Annotated in this window: 19 protein-coding genes and 1 tRNA gene; 18 read left to right on the top strand and 2 right to left on the bottom strand. The window is 49.7% G+C overall.

Annotation, left to right across the window (positions count from 1 at the left end; all coding sequences use genetic code 11):
• Together QUE64_RS06195 and QUE64_RS06190 are read right to left on the bottom strand one after the other, a co-directional pair.
• A complete protein-coding gene (locus tag QUE64_RS06195) occupies positions 1–465 on the bottom strand; it encodes a DUF3619 family protein (RefSeq protein WP_286224988.1) in 465 nt (154 codons plus the stop codon).
• Positions 465–1,034 (bottom strand): RNA polymerase sigma factor, encoded by a 570-nt coding sequence (locus QUE64_RS06190; RefSeq protein ID WP_286224987.1) that lies wholly within the window; start codon positions 1,032–1,034, stop codon positions 465–467. The genes QUE64_RS06195 and QUE64_RS06190 overlap by 1 nt, the downstream gene beginning before the upstream one ends.
• A 346-nt stretch (positions 1,035–1,380) precedes the next feature.
• On the opposite strand from QUE64_RS06190, the gene QUE64_RS06185 reads away from it, so the two are divergent.
• The 18 genes from QUE64_RS06185 to nuoF all read left to right on the top strand — a co-directional run bounded on the left by QUE64_RS06185 (position 1,381) and on the right by nuoF (position 17,669).
• The gene (locus QUE64_RS06185) at positions 1,381–3,084 is read left to right on the top strand and encodes an acetolactate synthase 3 catalytic subunit (protein ID WP_458574701.1); all 1,704 of its coding nucleotides are present in this window, start codon (positions 1,381–1,383) and stop codon (positions 3,082–3,084) included.
• Positions 3,084–3,575: an acetolactate synthase small subunit gene (gene ilvN / locus QUE64_RS06180; RefSeq protein ID WP_286223211.1), complete on the top strand. Its 492-nt coding sequence runs from the start codon at positions 3,084–3,086 to the stop codon at positions 3,573–3,575. Before QUE64_RS06185 ends, ilvN begins: the two co-directional genes overlap by 1 nt.
• Positions 3,576–3,610: 35 nt before the next feature.
• Positions 3,611–4,627: a ketol-acid reductoisomerase gene (gene ilvC / locus QUE64_RS06175; RefSeq protein ID WP_286224985.1), complete on the top strand. Its 1,017-nt coding sequence runs from the start codon at positions 3,611–3,613 to the stop codon at positions 4,625–4,627.
• Between the two features lie 20 nt (positions 4,628–4,647).
• Positions 4,648–5,295, top strand: a complete 648-nt coding sequence (locus QUE64_RS06170) for a phosphatidylserine decarboxylase (RefSeq protein WP_286224984.1) — start codon at positions 4,648–4,650, stop codon at positions 5,293–5,295.
• Positions 5,296–5,298: 3 nt separating this feature from the next.
• Positions 5,299–6,174 carry a CDP-diacylglycerol--serine O-phosphatidyltransferase gene (pssA, locus tag QUE64_RS06165; protein WP_286223208.1) on the top strand — a complete coding sequence of 292 codons (876 nt, stop codon included), beginning with the start codon at positions 5,299–5,301 and terminating at the stop codon, positions 6,172–6,174.
• Between the two features lie 192 nt (positions 6,175–6,366).
• Positions 6,367–7,914, top strand: a complete 1,548-nt coding sequence (locus QUE64_RS06160) for a 2-isopropylmalate synthase (RefSeq protein ID WP_286226189.1) — start codon at positions 6,367–6,369, stop codon at positions 7,912–7,914.
• A gap of 163 nt (positions 7,915–8,077) precedes the next feature.
• A complete protein-coding gene (gene rpsO / locus QUE64_RS06155) occupies positions 8,078–8,347 on the top strand; it encodes a 30S ribosomal protein S15 (protein ID WP_108508739.1) in 270 nt (89 codons plus the stop codon).
• 225 nt (positions 8,348–8,572) lie between these two features.
• Positions 8,573–10,714 (top strand): polyribonucleotide nucleotidyltransferase, encoded by a 2,142-nt coding sequence (pnp, locus tag QUE64_RS06150; protein WP_286224983.1) that lies wholly within the window; start codon positions 8,573–8,575, stop codon positions 10,712–10,714.
• Between the two features lie 14 nt (positions 10,715–10,728).
• Positions 10,729–11,727, top strand: a complete 999-nt coding sequence (locus QUE64_RS06145) for an NAD(P)H-quinone oxidoreductase (protein ID WP_286224982.1) — start codon at positions 10,729–10,731, stop codon at positions 11,725–11,727.
• 10 nt (positions 11,728–11,737) lie between these two features.
• Positions 11,738–12,487, top strand: a complete 750-nt coding sequence (gene tpiA, locus QUE64_RS06140) for a triose-phosphate isomerase (RefSeq protein ID WP_286223204.1) — start codon at positions 11,738–11,740, stop codon at positions 12,485–12,487.
• A gap of 36 nt (positions 12,488–12,523) precedes the next feature.
• Positions 12,524–12,886, top strand: coding sequence for a preprotein translocase subunit SecG (gene secG / locus QUE64_RS06135; protein WP_108508735.1), 363 nt, complete (start codon positions 12,524–12,526; stop codon positions 12,884–12,886).
• A gap of 64 nt (positions 12,887–12,950) precedes the next feature.
• Positions 12,951–13,035 (top strand) — tRNA-Leu (locus QUE64_RS06130).
• Between the two features lie 112 nt (positions 13,036–13,147).
• Positions 13,148–13,507, top strand: coding sequence for an NADH-quinone oxidoreductase subunit A (locus QUE64_RS06125; protein WP_286223203.1), 360 nt, complete (start codon positions 13,148–13,150; stop codon positions 13,505–13,507).
• A 6-nt stretch (positions 13,508–13,513) separates the two neighbouring features.
• Positions 13,514–13,996: a NuoB/complex I 20 kDa subunit family protein gene (locus QUE64_RS06120; RefSeq protein ID WP_108508733.1), complete on the top strand. Its 483-nt coding sequence runs from the start codon at positions 13,514–13,516 to the stop codon at positions 13,994–13,996.
• A gap of 1 nt (position 13,997) precedes the next feature.
• Positions 13,998–14,603: an NADH-quinone oxidoreductase subunit C gene (locus QUE64_RS06115; protein WP_108508732.1), complete on the top strand. Its 606-nt coding sequence runs from the start codon at positions 13,998–14,000 to the stop codon at positions 14,601–14,603.
• Positions 14,596–15,849, top strand: a complete 1,254-nt coding sequence (locus tag QUE64_RS06110) for an NADH-quinone oxidoreductase subunit D (protein ID WP_286223201.1) — start codon at positions 14,596–14,598, stop codon at positions 15,847–15,849. Before QUE64_RS06115 ends, QUE64_RS06110 begins: the two co-directional genes overlap by 8 nt.
• A 6-nt stretch (positions 15,850–15,855) precedes the next feature.
• A complete protein-coding gene (gene nuoE / locus QUE64_RS06105) occupies positions 15,856–16,368 on the top strand; it encodes an NADH-quinone oxidoreductase subunit NuoE (RefSeq protein WP_286226188.1) in 513 nt (170 codons plus the stop codon).
• Complete coding sequence (gene nuoF / locus QUE64_RS06100) at positions 16,365–17,669, top strand: NADH-quinone oxidoreductase subunit NuoF (protein WP_286224981.1); 1,305 nt, start codon at positions 16,365–16,367, stop codon at positions 17,667–17,669. Before nuoE ends, nuoF begins: the two co-directional genes overlap by 4 nt.
• Positions 17,670–17,686: the final 17 nt, after the last annotated feature.

The following is a 17,686-nucleotide window of genomic DNA, read 5'->3' as shown; positions in this document are numbered from 1 at the left end:
CTAAATTTTTTCGTCGTCGGACTTTTTAACATCCGTCTCTGGTTTGGCGAGGGTCTTTAGTTTTAGGAACGCCATAAAGCCGTTATCAACAAATGCATCGGGTGGAACGTCATCGGTTAGGAGGGCAATATCGACATTGGCAATGTCATTGATGCGCAAGTCTTCTTGCCATTCGGTGATGGCAATTAAGCCAAGAACTACGACGGTAACGGGTACGAGCCAACCAGTGAATGACCATATGGGTTTATTCCAAGATGAGGTCCGAAAGCTACGATGCGTCGTTTGGAGTTGTGCAACAAATACAGGTTCAGGCTTGGCGCGACTGAGCGCAGTCGCACGAGCATCTTGCAAGCGCGATTGGATATCGCTGCTGAGATTTTCTGATTGAGCGCTTAATAGACGGGTTACCCGCTTTCCAAACTCTTGCTCAACTGGATCTAAATTTTGTTTATTCTTGTTCATCATCACAACACAATTCCTCTGGCCTTCAATGCAGCTGCCAAGGTGTGGGCGGCTCGGGAGCAATGGGTTTTTACACTGCCCTCGCTGCATCCCATGGCAAGGGCGGTTTCAGAAGTACTCAGTTCATCCCAATAACGCATGAGGAAGGCCTCTCGTTGACGACTTGGCAATTTTGATATTTCTGCCTCAAGGATAGCCAATAACTCTTGATTGGCTAATGCCGCACTGGCATCTAGGGGTATTGGACCTCCATCCCGGATCTCAATAAGCTCCAAAGGATCAAAGTCTTCCTCGCCATCATTACCCGATCCCAATGCTGAGAAGGGGGTCTCGTGGGCGGAGCGCACTTTTTGGCGACGAAACCAGTCATGGATCCGATTTTGCAGAATTCGGGTAAAAATCAGTGGCAGCTCTGCGGCCGGCCGATCGCCGTATTTTTGAGTCAAGCTAATCATGGCATCTTGCACCACATCAAGGGCAGCGGCCTCATCCCGAACCGCATAGACGGCCTGTTTGAAGGCTTTTTTCTCAATGCCAGCCAGAAATTGGTCGAGTTCTTGGGCAGAAGCCATGTGAATTACTGCGGATTAATGAGTGTGTTTTTGTGGTTTCGTTATTCGTTTTCGACCCAAAATAGTGCCTAAACTCGCTCATTCTAGGCTATTGCTTTACAATGGAGGGCTTACCGCAAAGAGACCATCCAAGAAGTGGCAGTCTTTTTTCTTTGCGGCAGTGCCGTTCGAACCCGGACCATAAGTAAGGGACAGAACAGCCTAAACAATTTTTTGCCGAAAATTGCAAAGGAAAATGACAATGAATACGAGTAATGCTGAATTTTTAGCCACCAAAGGTGGTCAGGCCGCAACCGTTCCTCAATCCGACTCCAATCCAAGTCCCACAAAACAATCTGCCCCTGAAATGATTGGTGCTGAGATGTTGGTGCATGCCTTGCATGCCGAGGGGGTGGAGTACGTATGGGGATATCCTGGTGGTGCGGTTCTCTTTATTTACGACGAGATCTTCAAACAAGATAAGTTTGAACATATTTTGGTTCGTCACGAACAAGCGGCGGTTCATGCAGCTGATGGCTATGCGCGTGCCACCGGTAAGGTCGGTGTGGCATTGGTTACCTCCGGTCCAGGAGTCACGAATGCGGTCACTGGGATTGCGACCGCTTACACCGATTCGATTCCGATGGTCATCATTACTGGTAACGTGCCAACCTACGCGATTGGTGAGGATGCCTTTCAAGAAGCCGATACCGTGGGCATTACACGACCCATCGTCAAACACAATTTCTTGGTCAAGGACATTAATGATCTTGCCATCACACTTAAAAAGGCTTTTCATATTGCACGCACTGGTCGTCCTGGCCCCGTGTTAGTCGATATTCCAAAAGATATCTCGGCCACTAAAGCACCTTTTGTTTACCCCGATAGTTTGAGCATGCGTTCGTACAATCCGGTGATCAAGGGTCATAGCGGCCAAATCCGCAAAGCCGTCTCTTTATTACAAGAGGCTGAGCGGCCTTATATTTATACGGGTGGCGGGATCATCATGGCCGAAGCTGCCAAAGAGCTTAAAGAGTTTGCCGAACTCTTGGGCTATCCCGTAACCAATACTCTCATGGGCTTGGGTGGATTCCCGGGCACGCATGAGCAGTTTGTGGGTATGCTTGGAATGCATGGCACCTATGAAGCCAATATGGCCATGCAGCATTGCGATGTGTTGATTGCAATCGGCGCTCGTTTTGATGATCGTGTGATTGGAAACCCAGCACACTTCGCTAGCCATCCACGCAAGATTGTTCATATTGATATTGACCCGTCGGTGATTTCAAAGCGTGTCAAGGTGGACGTTCCAATTGTCGGTGATCTCAAAGAGATTTTGGTCGACATGAGCGCGCAATTAAGAGCGGCACCAGCACGCAAGAATCAGGCGAAGGTGAAGGCGTGGTGGGATCAGATTAATGAATGGAAGAAGCGCGATTGCTTGAAATACGATCGTGACTCGCAAATCGTGAAGCCTCAATACGTGGTTGAGAAGCTTTGGGAGTTGACTAAGGGCGATGCCTTTGTGTGTTCAGATGTTGGCCAACATCAGATGTGGGCGGCCCAGTTTTATAAGTTTAATGAACCGCGTCGCTGGATTAACTCGGGTGGTTTAGGCACCATGGGCGTTGGTTTGCCCTATGCCATGGGAATTAAAAAGGCGTTCCCTGATCAGGAGGTCGTCACCATTACCGGAGAGGGCTCGATCCAGATGTGTATTCAGGAGCTTTCAACGCTCACTCAGTACAACACGCCGATTAAGATCGTTTCCTTAAACAATCGGTATTTAGGAATGGTGCGTCAATGGCAAGAGTTGACCTACAGCAAGCGCTATTCCAGTTCATACATGGACTCACTACCCGATTTTGTGAAGTTGGCCCAAGCCTATGGCCATGTGGGGATGCGGATTGAGACCAAGGCTGATGTAGAGCCAGCTCTGAAAGAGGCCCTGAAATTAAAGGATCGCACCGTATTTATGGATTTCCAGATTGATCCACAGGAAAACGTTTGGCCCATGGTGCAAGCGGGTAAAGGCATTAGTGAGATGCTGCTTGGAAGTGAGGATCTCTAATGCGTCACATTATTTCTGTTTTGCTCGAGAACGAGCCAGGAGCGCTCTCGCGCGTCGTTGGTTTGTTCTCAGCGCGCGGTTATAACATTGAGACATTGAGCGTTGCGCCGACTGAAGACCCGTCTTTATCGCGCATGACCTTGGTCACGATTGGTTCGGATGATGTGATTGAGCAAATCACCAAGCATCTCAACCGTTTGGTCGAGGTGGTGAAGGTCTTTGATTTAACCGAGGGTCCTCATATCGAACGCGAGCTCATGATGATTAAGGTGAGGGCCGTTGGTAAAGAGCGCGAGGAGTTAAAGCGTACTGCGGATATATTCCGAGGCCGCATTATTGATGTGACTGATAAAAGTTACACGATTGAGCTCACAGGCGTAAGTAGTAAGTTGGACGCCTTTATTAGTGCAATTGATCGTGCATCGATTCTTGAGACGGTCCGCACAGGCGGCTCGGGAATTGGGCGCGGCGAACGTATTCTGAAAGTTTAGTTTTAATCACTCTGTATTTAATTTAAGGAAATCGTATGAAAGTTTTTTATGACAAGGACGCCGATCTGTCCCTGATCAAGGGTAAAAAGGTAACCATCATTGGTTATGGCTCGCAAGGCCATGCCCATGCACAAAACCTCAACGACTCCGGCGTGAAAGTCACCGTCGGTTTACGTAAAGACGGCGCATCCTGGAAAAAAGCAGCGAATGCGGGCTTGCAAGTGAAAGAAGTTGCTGAAGCAGTGAAGGACGCAGACGTGGTCATGATGCTATTGCCTGACGAGCAAATTGCCGAGGTGTATAAAAACGAAGTACATCCCAACATCAAGCAAGGCGCTGCTCTAGCGTTTGCTCATGGCTTTAATGTGCATTACGGTCAAGTGATTCCTCGCGCGGATTTGGACGTGATCATGATTGCGCCTAAGGCTCCTGGTCACACTGTGCGCAGCACGTACACCCAAGGTGGTGGCGTGCCCCATTTGATTGCGGTTTATCAAGACAAGTCGGGCTCTGCACGTGATTTAGCTCTATCGTACGCAACTGCCAATGGCGGTGGCCGTGCGGGTGTGATCGAGACCAATTTCCGTGAAGAGACCGAAACCGATTTATTTGGTGAGCAAGCGGTACTCTGTGGCGGCACCGTCGAGTTAATCAAAGCTGGATACGAGACCTTGGTGGAGGCCGGTTATGCTCCTGAGATGGCCTATTTTGAGTGCTTGCACGAGTTAAAGCTCATCGTGGATCTCATTTATGAAGGCGGTATCGCTAACATGAACTACTCCATCTCAAATAATGCAGAGTACGGTGAGTATGTCACTGGTCCACGGATTGTGACCGAGGAAACCAAGAATGCAATGCGCAAGGCCTTGCACGACATTCAGACGGGTGAGTATGCCAAGAGCTTCATCCTTGAAAATCGGGCTGGCGCACCAACCTTGATTTCGCGTCGTCGTTTGACTGCTGATCATGAGATCGAAGTTGTGGGTGCGAAGTTGCGTGCCATGATGCCTTGGATTGCGAAGAACAAACTCGTTGACCAGTCGAAGAACTAAGTTCAGAAGGTAATCATCCGATGATGTATCCACACCCCATCATTGCCAAAGAGGGCTGGCTCTACCTGGTTGTGATTGGGGTTCTGGCTTTTGTGGTCCATCGCTATGCTGGTTTTTTCTGGTCATGGCCATTGTGGCTTTTCTTTGTCTTCACCTTGCAGTTCTTTCGTGATCCACAACGAATTGCCCCCTTAGGTAAGGATCTTGTTTTATCGCCAGCCGATGGCCGCATTGTGGTGGTTGAGAAAGCCCATGATCCGTATGCCAATCGGGAAGCCTTAAAGATTAGCGTGTTCATGAATGTGTTTAATGTGCACTCCAATCGCTGTGCCGTGAGTGGCCTTGTTAAGCAGGTCACCTATTTTCCAGGTAAGTTCTTTAATGCCAGCATTGATAAGGCCTCGACGGAGAATGAGCGAAATGCGGTCGTGATTGATGCCAATGGCAAAACGGTCACCTTGGTGCAAATCGCAGGTTTGGTTGCGCGACGCATTTTGTGCTACATCCGTGCTAATGATCGCGTCAAGCGCGGTGAGCGCTATGGATTTATCCGCTTCGGATCGCGGGTGGATGTGTATTTACCTTTGGAGGCCGAGCCCTTAGTGAGTGTTGGCGAGAAAGTCTTTGCAACCAATACCGCGCTGGCACGTTTGCCGGGTTTAGATTAAGTCATGACCCCACGCCGCAAGTTCCGTCCGGACCGTTCTCGTTTTCTGCGGAGTAAAAATACGCGACGCGAGGAATGGGATTCTGTGGAGGATTTGACGGAGGATGATCTCGTCGTCGAGCCACCGCGTCCACGTAGCAAAGGCATTTATTTATTACCCAATTTATTTACGACGGCGGCATTGTTCTGCGGGTTCTTTGCGATTGTGAACGCTATGAACCATCGCTTTGAGGTTGCAGCGATTGCTGTCTTTGCTTCGCTGGTGCTCGATGGCATGGATGGCCGAATCGCGCGAATGACCAACACCCAAAGCGCGTTTGGTGAGCAGTATGATTCTTTAGCTGATATGGTCTCATTCGGTGTGGCCCCAGCCTTAGTGGCGTACGAGTGGGTCTTAAAAGATCTTGGTAAGTGGGGCTGGTTAGCAGCATTTACCTATTGTGCCGGCGCAGCACTGCGCTTAGCCCGCTTTAATGCCAATATTGGTGTGGTGGATAAAAAGTTTTTCCAGGGCTTGCCAAGTCCAGCAGCTGCAGCGCTCTTGGCGGGTTTTATTTGGTTGGCGGACGATAACAAGATACCAGTCAAGGACTCTGCGATTCCGTTAGTAACCTTCTTCATTACGATTTATGCAGGACTCACCATGGTCTCGAATGCCCGTTTTTACAGTGGCAAAGCCTTGGATATTCGGTATCGAGTACCGTTTTGGGTGATGGTGCTTTTAATCCTCGGTTTTGTCTTGATTTCATCGAACCCACCCTTAACTCTATTTGGCCTATTTGTGGTTTATTCCCTTTCTGGCTACGTTTTGTGGTTATGGGAACGAGCGATGGGGCGCAGGATTGGTGGAGAAACCACAGTTGCAGCCAAGTCCGAGTAAATGGGGTATAGTATTTCCATGATGAATCAATTCAATGCGCTTCTACTTCTTCTAGCACTGGGCCTTCGGCTCGGGGCGGGTCGCGCTTAGACACATGAAGTAAGGCACTAAGTTCGCAAACCAGCCCCAGCTAAACCGCTGGGGTTTTTGTTTTAGAAAACCAGTATTGGATGTTTAGACAAGGAATAGATGATGAGTGACCGATTAATTATTTTTGATACCACCTTGCGCGATGGTGAACAGTCACCTGGTGCATCCATGACCCGAGATGAAAAGGTACGAATTGCCCGTCAACTCGAGCGCTTACGGGTCGATGTGATTGAGGCCGGTTTTGCAGCTAGCTCCGAAGGCGACTTTGCAGCTATCTCTGCGGTTGCTGCAGCCGTGAAAGACTCGGTGGTGTGCTCACTCGCGCGTGCCAATGAGACTGATATCACTCGCGCTTCAGATGCCCTCAAGGCAGCCAATGCAAAACGTATTCATGTGTTCTTGGCAACCAGCGCCTTGCACATGGAAAAGAAATTGCGCATGACCCCGGAGCAGGTGTATGAGCAGGCTAAAAAGTCTATCCGCTTTGCCAGAAACTTGGCAGGTGATATTGAGTTCTCTCCCGAGGATGGCTACCGCTCGGATATGGACTTCTTGTGCCAGGTCTTGGAGGCAGTGATTGCTGAGGGTGCGAGCACCATTAATGTTCCTGATACGGTTGGTTATGCCGTTCCTGAACTCTATGGCGAGTTCATTAAAACCTTGCGCACTCGGATTCCGAACTCAGACAAAGCCATCTGGTCCGTGCATTGCCATAACGATTTAGGGATGGGCGTGGCCAACTCCTTAGCTGGTGTGCATATTGGCGGCGCCCGCCAGGTGGAGTGCACGATTAATGGTCTTGGCGAGCGCGCGGGAAATACATCCTTAGAAGAAATTGTCATGGCGGTACGAACTCGGAAGGATTTCTTTCAGTTGGATGTGGGCATTGATACGAAGCAGATCGTGCCAGCCTCTAAATTGGTCTCGCAAATCACGGGCTTTGTGGTGCAACCGAATAAAGCAGTGGTTGGCGCCAATGCCTTTGCCCATGCATCAGGTATTCATCAGGACGGCGTATTGAAAGCGCGCGATACCTATGAAATTATGCGTGCCGAAGATGTGGGCTGGGCGACCAACCGCATCGTGCTGGGTAAGTTGTCTGGTCGCAATGCCTTTAAGCAACGCATTGCCGAGTTGGGGATTGTGTTGGAGTCTGAGAGTGAGCTCAATGATGCCTTCGCCCGCTTTAAGGCTTTGGCCGATCAAAAGGCCGAGATTTTTGATGAAGACATTATTTCTTTAATGTCAGACTCTTCAGTGGCTGATCAGAATGAGCACTTCAGTTTCATTTCCTTGAACCAACATTCTGAGACCGGTGAAAAGCCATCGGCGAAGGTGGTGTTCAAGATGGGTGGTCATGATGTGCATTCGGAGGCGGAGGGTAATGGCCCGGTTGATGCCACCTTGCATGCGATTGAGAACAAAGTACAAAGCGGCGCTGAACTCTTGCTCTACTCAGTCAATGCCATTACCTCAGGAACCGAGTCGCAGGGGGAGGTTACTGTTCGGCTCTCTAAAGGGGGTCGAATTGTGAATGGAGTGGGTATGGACCCCGACATTATTGCTGCCTCGGCCAAGGCCTATTTAGCGGCATTGAACAAATTGCACGACCCCAGCGCGATTAAGCTCAATGCCCAGATGGCACCTTAAATCATAAGTTATTGATTTATATAACTTTATGAACTATCAGACCGCTTTGCTCACAATCGGAGGGTGCGGTCTGTTAGAATGCTGAAGCTTTGATTTATAAAGCTTTTTATTAACACGGCATATCAGGTGCAAGCTTGAGTGTCCGCACGTATGGAGTATGAAGATGGCAGTTGCAGACATTAATAAGGCGGAAATCGTCAAACAAAACGCGCGTGGCGCAAACGATACGGGTAGCCCCGAAGTTCAGGTGGCGTTATTAACCGCTCGTATCAATGAACTTACCCCCCATTTCAAGGCAAACGCAAAAGATCATCACAGCCGTCGTGGCTTGTTGAAGATGGTCTCGCGCCGTCGCCGTCTCTTGGATTACCTCAAGAGCAAGGATCTGGACCGTTATCGCGCGCTGATCGACAAACTAGGTTTACGTAAGTAATTTCTTGTTTTTGTCAGCATTGCAATGAAGTAGGGTGTTGCCAAACCGGCAAGGCTCTACTTTGAGTGGTTCAAGATGACCGGCTTCTAGGGATCGTGTCATTCCAATGCGTTTCTTCTTAAAAGAGGCGCACTGGAATGGCATCCCACTTGGGTTCATCAAACAATCACTCCAGTGATACCGCGGCGCTGTGGATCCGCGGTGCGTATGTTTGGAGAAAAAAAGATGTCAATGTTTCATAAAGTTGTAAAAACGTTTCAATGGGGCCAACACACCGTCACCATGGAAACCGGTGAGATTGCTCGCCAATCCAGTGGTGCTGTACTCCTCAATATGGATGACACTGTGGTGCTCGCCACGGTAGTCGGTGCTAAAACAGCGAAAGAGGGCCAAGACTTTTTCCCCTTAACCGTTGACTACATTGAGAAGACCTATTCTGCTGGCAAGATTCCTGGGGGATTCTTTCGTCGCGAGGGACGCCCTTCCGAAGGCGAGACCTTAATTTCTCGTCTGATTGATCGTCCAATTCGCCCATTATTCCCAGAAGGCTTTTATAACGAAGTCCAGGTGGTCGTACATGTGATGTCGATTAATCCTGATGTGCCAGCTGATATTCCAGCTTTAATTGCATCATCTGCAGCCCTGGCAATTTCGGGTATTCCATTTAATGGCCCCATGGGTGCGGCGCGCGTTGGTTATCGTGATGGCCAGTACTTACTCAACCCCAATCGTAGCGAGCAAGCGACGAGCGAACTCGATTTGATTGTGGCGGGTACCCAAGCAGCAGTATTGATGGTGGAGTCTGAGGCCCAACAGTTATCTGAAGCCGTCATGCTAGGTGCTGTTGTGTATGGACACGAGCAGTCACAAATCGCGATCAATGCGATTCAGGAGCTGGTGCGTGATGCCGGTAAGCCCGAGTGGGATTGGAAACCAGCACCCAAGAACGAAGCTTTGATCGCCAAGTTACAAAGTTTGGCAGAGGGCCCATTGCGGGATGCGTATCAAATTCGTCAAAAGCAAGCTCGCTCCACCAAGATTAAAGAAGTGGTTGCAAATGTCATGACCCAGTTGGCCGCTGACGGTGAAGTGGATGAAGTGGAGGTTGGTAATCTCTTGTTCGAGATCGAAGCAAAGATCGTACGTAGCCAAATTCTCAATGGTGAGCCACGCATTGACGGCCGTGATACTCGAACCGTGCGCCCCATTGAAATTCGCAACGGTGTATTGCCTCGCACCCACGGCTCCGCACTCTTTACTCGAGGCGAGACGCAAGCCTTAGTAGTTGCAACTCTTGGAACAGCACGCGATGAGCAAATTATTGATGCGCTCGAAGGCGAGTATCGCGATCGCTTTATGTTCCACTACAACATGCCTCCATTTGCAACCGGCGAGACCGGTCGCGTTGGTACACCCAAGCGTCGTGAGATTGGTCACGGCCGTTTAGCAAAGCGCGCTTTAGTACCAGTATTGCCAAGCATGGAAGAGTTTGCATACAGCATTCGTTTGGTCTCTGAGATTACCGAGTCCAATGGTTCGTCCTCAATGGCCTCGGTATGCGGTGGCTGCTTAGCGCTGATGGATGCTGGTGTGCCAGTGAAGGCGCATGTGGCCGGTGTTGCCATGGGCCTAATCTTAGATGGTAATCGTTTTGCCGTCTTAACCGATATCTTGGGTGATGAGGATCACTTAGGCGACATGGACTTTAAGGTAGCTGGTACCGCTAACGGTATTACTGCCTTGCAGATGGATATTAAGGTCCAGGGTATTACCAAAGAAATCATGCAGGTTGCGTTGGCGCAAGCCCAAGAAGGCCGTTTGCATATTCTGAGCAAAATGCAAGAAGCGATGGGTTCTGTCCGCACAGAGCTATCAGAGCACGCACCACGCATGGTAACCTTTAAGATCCATCCGGACAAGATCCGTGAAGTGATTGGTAAGGGCGGCGCAACGATCCAGGCGCTCACTAAAGAGACCGGGTGCAGCATTGATATTAAAGATGATGGTACGGTCACGATTGCCTCAACCAGTGCAGAAGGTATGGCGCAAGCGAAAGCCAAGATCGAAGGTATCACGGCTGAAGCTGAAGTTGGTAAGGTCTATGAGGGACCAGTGGTGAAGTTACTTGAGTTTGGCGCCCTCGTGAATATCCTTCCGGGTAAAGATGGGCTGTTACATATCTCTGAGATCTCAACGGAGCGCGTGAAGGATGTCAAAGACTTCTTGCAAGAGGGTCAGGTCGTGCGTGTGAAATTACTCGCAGCCGATGAGCGCGGTCGTTTGCGTTTATCCATGAAAGCTCTGTTAACCCCGGAGTCTGGTTCAGCAGATACTCAGGCAAGCGATAGTCCCAACGAGACCGTTTAAGTAGGAGTATTGGTATGCGTGTAATGGAGATTCGGGAGTATGGCGCGCCAGAGATGTTGGTCAAAGCTGAGCGCCCTGATCCTGCTGTGCCAAGCGCAGGTTCAGGTGAGGTCTTAATTCGGGTGAAGGCGGCCGGTATTAATCGTCCGGATGTCTTGCAACGAAAAGGGCACTACCCCGTTCCTCCAGGTGCATCCGATATCCCCGGTCTTGAAGTGGCTGGGGAGATTATTGGCGGTGATCTCGCACACGCTGATAACACCTTTGGTTTGAAGGTGGGCGATAAAGTCTGTGCCTTAGTTCAGGGTGGCGGATACGCGGATTTATGCACTGCTCCAATCGCGCAATGTTTGCCCTATCCAAAAGGTTTTTCAGATATTGAGGCAGCGTCTTTGCCAGAAACATTCTTTACCGTATGGAGCAATGTCTTTCAACGCGGGCATCTCAGTAAAGGTGAGACTCTGCTGGTGCAAGGTGGTTCCAGTGGTATTGGTGTGACCGCTATTCTGATTGCCAAAGCACTCGGTCATCGAGTTTTTGTTACTGCAGGAAGCGATGAGAAGTGTGCGGCCTGCACGCAATTGGGCGCAGATCTTGCAATCAATTACAAAACTCAAGACTTTGTAGAAGAAATCAAGAAGGCTACCAATGGCAAAGGTGTGGATGTGATCTTAGACATGGTCACCGGCACCTATTTACAGCGCGAGATTGATTGCTTGGCCGATGACGGTCGTATTGTGATCATTGCGATCATGGGGGGCTCAAAGGCAGAAGTCAATACGGGCCAAATATTGCGTCGCCGCTTAACTATCACGGGATCGACCTTGCGTCCTAGACCTGTCGCCTTCAAGCATCAAATTACCAAAGAGTTGTATCAGACGGTGTGGCCCTTACTGAATGCGGGTCAACTAAAGCCAGTCATTTATAAAACATTTTCCTTAGAGCAAGCCGCTGATGCGCATCGATTGATGGAATCGAGCGAGCATGTCGGAAAAATTGTTTTAACGGTGTAAGAGAGTTGTGATGCGCGCATTGACGGTCATCGGCAATTGGAAGATGAATGGCAGTGTTCGTAGTAATCGGGATTGGTTGCAAACGGTCATTGCAGAGATGCAGCAGGGCATGCCCGCAGGGCGCCGCTTCGGTGTCTGCATACCCTTTCCCTATTTGCAAGAATGTGGCAGCTATTTGGGAAGTTCGCAACTTCAGTTGGGTGCGCAAGATGTATCGGCCTATGCATCCGGTCCGTATACAGGTGAGGTGAGTGCGAGCATGTTGCAAGAGATGGGCGTTCGCTTTGTGATCGTCGGTCACTCGGAGCGTCGCATGCAGTATGGCGAGGCTAATGAGAGCATTGCCCTTAAGGCAGAGCAGGCTTTAGATCATGAGCTGACACCAATCATTTGTGTTGGTGAAACAGCCGATGAACGAAATTCTGGGCGTGCGGTCGAGGTGGTGAGGCGACAGGTTGCCAGTCAGGTGAGCACCCTGCAGGATCGATTGGTAGATTGCTTGATTGCGTACGAACCGATTTGGGCAATTGGTACAGGTAAAGTTGCCAGTGCGCAAATGGCCCAAGATATGCACCGGGCGATTCGTTTGCAACTGGCTGAGTTTGATGATGATGTGGCCTCTCATATTGGGATTATTTATGGGGGCAGTGTCCGTGCCGATAACGCCACGGAGCTTTTTGCCATGCCCGATATTGATGGGGCGTTGGTTGGTGGTGCGTCGTTAGATGCCAAGGAGTTTTTAGCAATCTGTCGAGCGTGATGGATTGCATGATGAATGACAATATGGAGAACAGAAATGGAATGGCTTAAAACTTTATTCGTGGTCCTGCAAGTAGTTTCTGCATTGGCCATCATTGGCTTGGTCTTAATTCAGCAAGGTAAGGGTGCTGATATGGGTGCCGCATTTGGTTCAGGTTCCTCAGGCAGTTTATTTGGGGCGACTGGTTCCTCAAACTTCCTCTCGCGCACCACTGCTATTTTTGCAGTGATCTTTTTTGTAAGTACCTTAGGAATTACGTGGTTGGGTACTAAAAAGCCTGTTGAGTCAGGGGTTTTATCCAACTCAACCTTGCCGACCGTAGCCCCTGCCCAGCAAGGTGGCGCCACTCCAGCAAATGGAGCAAGTTCAGAACCCGGTAAGCCGGTCGTGCCTCGCTAATTTGCACCTTTTTGGAAGGTGCAATGCGGTAGAATTGAGGGTTGTTGTAGGGCTTTTCCGAGATGCCGACGTGGTGAAATTGGTAGACACGCTATCTTGAGGGGGTAGTGGCTTAGGCTGTGCGAGTTCGAGTCTCGCCGTCGGCACCAAAGTGGAATAGTTTGGTCGGGAATTCTTGTCTTATTGCTGTAAATCAAGAATCCCAAAATGAAAGTCGTTGATAATTCGAACGTTTGGAAATCTGACACAGGATAGAAGAAGTTGAACCTTTCAAATTACTTCCCAGTACTGTTGTTTATTCTTGTTGGTATCGGCGTCGGTCTTGCTCCCATTGTTTTGGGAAAAGTGTTAGCCCCCTCCAAACCTTATTCAGAAAAAGATTCTCCATACGAGTGCGGCTTTGAAGCCTTTGAAGATGCTCGTATGAAATTCGATGTGCGCTACTACCTAGTCGCCATTCTCTTTATCCTATTTGATCTCGAAACCGCTTTTTTATTTCCTTGGGGTATTGCCTTGAGGGATATTGGCTGGGAAGGTTACATTGCGATGGCAATTTTCCTCCTCGAATTTATCGTTGGTTTTGCTTACATCTGGAAAAAGGGCGCCCTGGATTGGGAGTAGACGTCGATGGCACTTGAAGGTGTTCTAAAACAAGGTTTTGTAACGACTTCGGCTGACCAGTTAATTAATTGGACCAGAACCGGATCGCTTTGGCCGATGACCTTTGGTTTGGCCTGTTGCGCAGTTGAGATGATGCATGCGGGCGCATCGCGTTACGACCTCGATCGTTTTGGGGTGGTGTTCCGTCCATCGCCTCGTCAATCGGATTTGATGATCGTGGCGGGCACCTTATGTAACAAAATGGCCCCCGCTTTACGCAAGGTCTATGACCAGATGCCAGAACCGCGTTGGGTGATATCGATGGGTTCATGTGCTAACGGCGGTGGCTATTATCACTACTCTTATTCGGTGGTACGCGGATGCGATCGCATCGTTCCAGTGGATGTGTATGTTCCTGGTTGTCCACCAACGGCCGAAGCCTTGATCTACGGCATCATTCAATTGCAGGCCAAAATTGGTCGCACCAGCACCATTGCGCGGAAGGGTTGAAATGAGTGATCGTCTCGAACAACTTCGTTTGCAATTGGATCGTGTTTTAGGCAACCGTATTCAGAGTGCCACGATCGATCATCGTGAGTTGACCATCGTCTTGCATCACGCAACGTATGCTGAGTCAGCTAAGTTATTGCGAGACGATCCCAGCTTAGCGTTTGAGCAGCTCATTGATTTATGTGGGGTTGATTACAAAGACTATGCCGATGGCACTTGGAGCGGCCCTCGCTTTGCGGTGGTAAGCCACTTACTGTCTATCAAGCATAACCAACGTCTGCGTATTCGGGTATTTGCTCCAGACGACGACTATCCATTGGTGGCATCGATGGTTCCTATTTGGAACTCAGCCAATTGGTTTGAGCGCGAGGCCTTCGATCTCTTTGGCATCCTATTTGATGGTCATGAGGATTTGCGTCGTATCTTGACCGATTACGGCTTTATTGGTCATCCATTCCGTAAAGATTTCCCAATCTCGGGCCATGTCGAGATGCGCTATGACCCGGAGTTAAAGCGAGTGGTGTATCAGCCAGTCACGATTGATCCACGTGAGGTGACCCCCCGCGTGATTCGTGAAGAACAATACGGTGGCTTGGCAAATGGCTGAGATTAAGAACTACACCCTCAACTTTGGCCCCCAGCATCCTGCGGCTCACGGTGTATTGCGTTTAGTGCTTGAGCTCGATGGCGAGGTGATCCAACGCGCTGATCCGCATATTGGCTTATTGCATCGTGCGACCGAGAAACTCGCCGAGACCCGGACTTGGATTCAGAGTGTGCCGTATATGGATCGTCTTGATTATGTATCGATGATGGTCAATGAGCATGCCTACGTCATGGCCATTGAGAAACTTTTGGATGTGGATGTTCCAGTGCGCGCTCAATACATCCGCGTGATGTTTGATGAGCTTACCCGTCTACTCAATCACTTACTCTGGGTTGGCTGTCATGGCCTCGACGTTGGCGCCATGGCAATCTTCTTATATGCCTTCCGTGATCGCGAAGATATCTTTGATATGTATGAAGCGGTATCCGGTGCTCGTATGCATGCAGCCTACTATCGTCCCGGTGGCGTCTATCGCGATTTGCCTGAGAAGATGCCTCAATACGCCAAGTCTGCGATTCGGAGTGAGCAAGCGGTGAAGCGTCTAAATGAGAGCCGCAGCGGGTCATTATTGGATTTCATTGAGGACTTTAGTAATCGCTTCCCAGCCAATGTGGATGAGTACAACAATTTGTTAACCGATAACCGAATATGGAAGCAGCGCTTGGTGGGTATCGGCGTGGTCTCCCCTGAGCGAGCTCTGCAGATGGGTTTTACTGGCCCGATGTTGCGTGGCTCTGGTTTTGCTTGGGACTTGCGCAAGAAGCAGCCTTATGAAGTCTATGACCAGTTGGATTTTGATATTCCAGTGGGCGTGAATGGCGATAGCTACGACCGATATTTAGTGCGCATGGAAGAAATGCGTCAATCCAATCGCATTATTCAGCAGTGTGTGAAGTGGTTGCGTGCTAATCCAGGCCCAGTGATGAGTGATAACCACAAAGTAGCCCCACCTAAGCGCGTTGATATGAAAACCAATATGGAAGAGTTGATCCATCACTTCAAGCTCTTTACCGAAGGGATTCATGTGCCAACGGGTGAAGCGTATGCAGCAGTAGAGCACCCGAAGGGTGAGTTTGGTATCTACGCCATTTCGGATGGTGCTAATAAACCTTACCGCTTAAAGATTCGGGCTCCTGGCTTTGCTCATTTAGCAGCCATGGATGAGATGTCACGCGGTCACATGATTGCGGATGCGGTCACCATCATTGGGACCCAAGACATTGTATTTGGTGAGATTGATCGATAAACCATGATGACAGCCCAATCCCTTTTTTCTGCTGAGACCCGCGCCCAAATGGATCGCAATATTGCGAAGTATCCGCCTGAGCAAAAACAATCGGCGGTGATGGCATGTTTAATTGCTGCACAAGAAGAGCATGGTTGGGTCTCCCCCGAGATCATCGCTGAGGTGGCGCAAATTCTGGAGATGCCCAAGATTGCAGTTGAGGAGGTAGCAACCTTCTACAACATGTATGAGACCAAGCCGATTGGTAAGTTCAAGCTCGTGGTGTGCACGAATTTGCCTTGCCAATTAACGCATGGCGAAGAAGCGGCTGACTACCTCAAGAAAAAACTCGGGATTAACTTTAATGAGACTACGCCCTGTGGAACCTTTACCCTAAAAGAGGGTGAGTGCATGGGCGCTTGTGGCGACTCCCCTGTAATGTTGGTGAATAACCACCGTATGTGTAGTTTTATGACCCAAGAAAAGATCGATGCTTTATTAGATGAGTTGAGTGCAGAAGCAAAACGGGGGAGCGTATGACCAGTTTGCATAGTCGTCACATTAAGCCCTTAATTTTGGCTGGCCTAGATGGTAAGAACTGGCATCTTAAAGACTATGAGGCTCGCGGTGGTTATCAGCAGCTACGCCGGATTCTTAACGAAAAGATTACCCCGGATGCCGTGATTGCGGAAGTCAAGGCATCGTCCTTGCGTGGCCGTGGTGGTGCGGGATTCCCAACGGGCTTGAAGTGGAGCTTCATGCCCAAGAACTACAACGGTAACAAATACCTCGTTTGCAATAGCGACGAGGGTGAGCCCGGTACATTCAAAGACCGTGACATCATGCGCTACAACCCCCATGCGTTAATCGAAGGCATGATTATTGGCGCTTATGCCATGGGGATCTCAACGGGATACAACTACATTCACGGCGAGATCTGGGAGGTCTATGAGCGCTTTGAAGAGGCACTTGAGGAAGCGCGTGCTGCGGGCTATCTTGGACAGAATATTTTAGGAACAGAATTTAGTTTCCAGTTGCACGCTGCCCCAGGATTTGGTGCTTACATTTGCGGTGAAGAGACCGCACTCTTGGAGTCGCTCGAGGGTAAAAAAGGGCAGCCCCGCTTTAAGCCACCATTCCCAGCGAACTTTGGTTTGTACGGCAAGCCAACCACCATTAACAATACCGAGACCTTTGCAGCTGTACCATTTATTCTGGCCATTGGTGCAGAGGCTTATCTCAAATTGGGTAAGCCCAATAATGGCGGCACGAAGATCTTCTCCGTATCGGGAGATGTCGCTTACCCAGGTAACTATGAAGTTCCGCTCGGTACACCGTTTGCTGAGTTATTGAAGTTGGCAGGTGGGATGCGCAATGGCAAACAGCTCAAAGCAGTGATCCCTGGTGGATCATCGGCACCAGTCTTGCCTGGCAAGATCATGATGGATATCACGATGGATTACGACGCGATCTCCAAAGCTGGATCGATGCTCGGCTCTGGAGCAGTGATCGTGATGGATGAGTCCCGTTGCATGGTACGTTCACTCTTACGCCTCTCGTATTTCTATCACGAAGAGTCGTGTGGCCAATGCACTCCATGCCGCGAGGGGACTGGTTGGTTGTGGCGGATTGTTAATCGCATTGAACACGGTCAAGGTCGTCCTGAGGATTTAGATCTTCTCAAAGACGTTGCCGGGAATATTCAAGGGCGGACCATCTGTGCTTTAGGTGATGCAGCGGCGATGCCGGTGCAAGGCATGCTCAAGCACTATATGGATGAGTTTGCTTACCATGTCGAGCATAAGCATTGCATGGTTTCTTCATTTGCAAAGGCCGCCTAATCATGAGTACGGTGAAC

Origin of the sequence: Polynucleobacter sp. HIN7, from assembly GCF_030297595.1 — a bacterium.
In the GTDB taxonomy this organism is placed as follows: Bacteria; Pseudomonadota; Gammaproteobacteria; order Burkholderiales; family Burkholderiaceae; genus Polynucleobacter.
Note: the sequence above shows the minus strand (reverse complement) of the source record. Positions and strands in the feature narration are given on the sequence as shown.

Excerpts from the sequence above, each read along its gene's own strand:
- QUE64_RS06170 (WP_286224984.1), top strand. The coding sequence starts at position 4,648 with ATGATGTATCCACACCCCATCATTGCCAAAGAGGGCTGGCTCTACCTG.
- nuoF (WP_286224981.1), top strand. The coding sequence starts at position 16,365 with ATGACCAGTTTGCATAGTCGTCACATTAAGCCCTTAATTTTGGCTGGC.
- ilvN (WP_286223211.1), top strand. The coding sequence starts at position 3,084 with ATGCGTCACATTATTTCTGTTTTGCTCGAGAACGAGCCAGGAGCGCTC.
- QUE64_RS06120 (WP_108508733.1), top strand. The coding sequence starts at position 13,514 with ATGGCACTTGAAGGTGTTCTAAAACAAGGTTTTGTAACGACTTCGGCT.
- QUE64_RS06185 (WP_458574701.1), top strand. The coding sequence starts at position 1,381 with ATGATTGGTGCTGAGATGTTGGTGCATGCCTTGCATGCCGAGGGGGTG.
- QUE64_RS06110 (WP_286223201.1), top strand. The coding sequence starts at position 14,596 with ATGGCTGAGATTAAGAACTACACCCTCAACTTTGGCCCCCAGCATCCT.
- QUE64_RS06195 (WP_286224988.1), bottom strand. The coding sequence starts at position 465 with ATGATGAACAAGAATAAACAAAATTTAGATCCAGTTGAGCAAGAGTTT.
- QUE64_RS06115 (WP_108508732.1), top strand. The coding sequence starts at position 13,998 with ATGAGTGATCGTCTCGAACAACTTCGTTTGCAATTGGATCGTGTTTTA.
- secG (WP_108508735.1), top strand. The coding sequence starts at position 12,524 with ATGGAATGGCTTAAAACTTTATTCGTGGTCCTGCAAGTAGTTTCTGCA.
- pnp (WP_286224983.1), top strand. The coding sequence starts at position 8,573 with ATGTCAATGTTTCATAAAGTTGTAAAAACGTTTCAATGGGGCCAACAC.
- QUE64_RS06160 (WP_286226189.1), top strand. The coding sequence starts at position 6,367 with ATGAGTGACCGATTAATTATTTTTGATACCACCTTGCGCGATGGTGAA.
- QUE64_RS06190 (WP_286224987.1), bottom strand. The coding sequence starts at position 1,034 with ATGGCTTCTGCCCAAGAACTCGACCAATTTCTGGCTGGCATTGAGAAA.
- rpsO (WP_108508739.1), top strand. The coding sequence starts at position 8,078 with ATGGCAGTTGCAGACATTAATAAGGCGGAAATCGTCAAACAAAACGCG.
- tpiA (WP_286223204.1), top strand. The coding sequence starts at position 11,738 with ATGCGCGCATTGACGGTCATCGGCAATTGGAAGATGAATGGCAGTGTT.
- ilvC (WP_286224985.1), top strand. The coding sequence starts at position 3,611 with ATGAAAGTTTTTTATGACAAGGACGCCGATCTGTCCCTGATCAAGGGT.
- QUE64_RS06145 (WP_286224982.1), top strand. The coding sequence starts at position 10,729 with ATGCGTGTAATGGAGATTCGGGAGTATGGCGCGCCAGAGATGTTGGTC.
- pssA (WP_286223208.1), top strand. The coding sequence starts at position 5,299 with ATGACCCCACGCCGCAAGTTCCGTCCGGACCGTTCTCGTTTTCTGCGG.
- nuoE (WP_286226188.1), top strand. The coding sequence starts at position 15,856 with ATGACAGCCCAATCCCTTTTTTCTGCTGAGACCCGCGCCCAAATGGAT.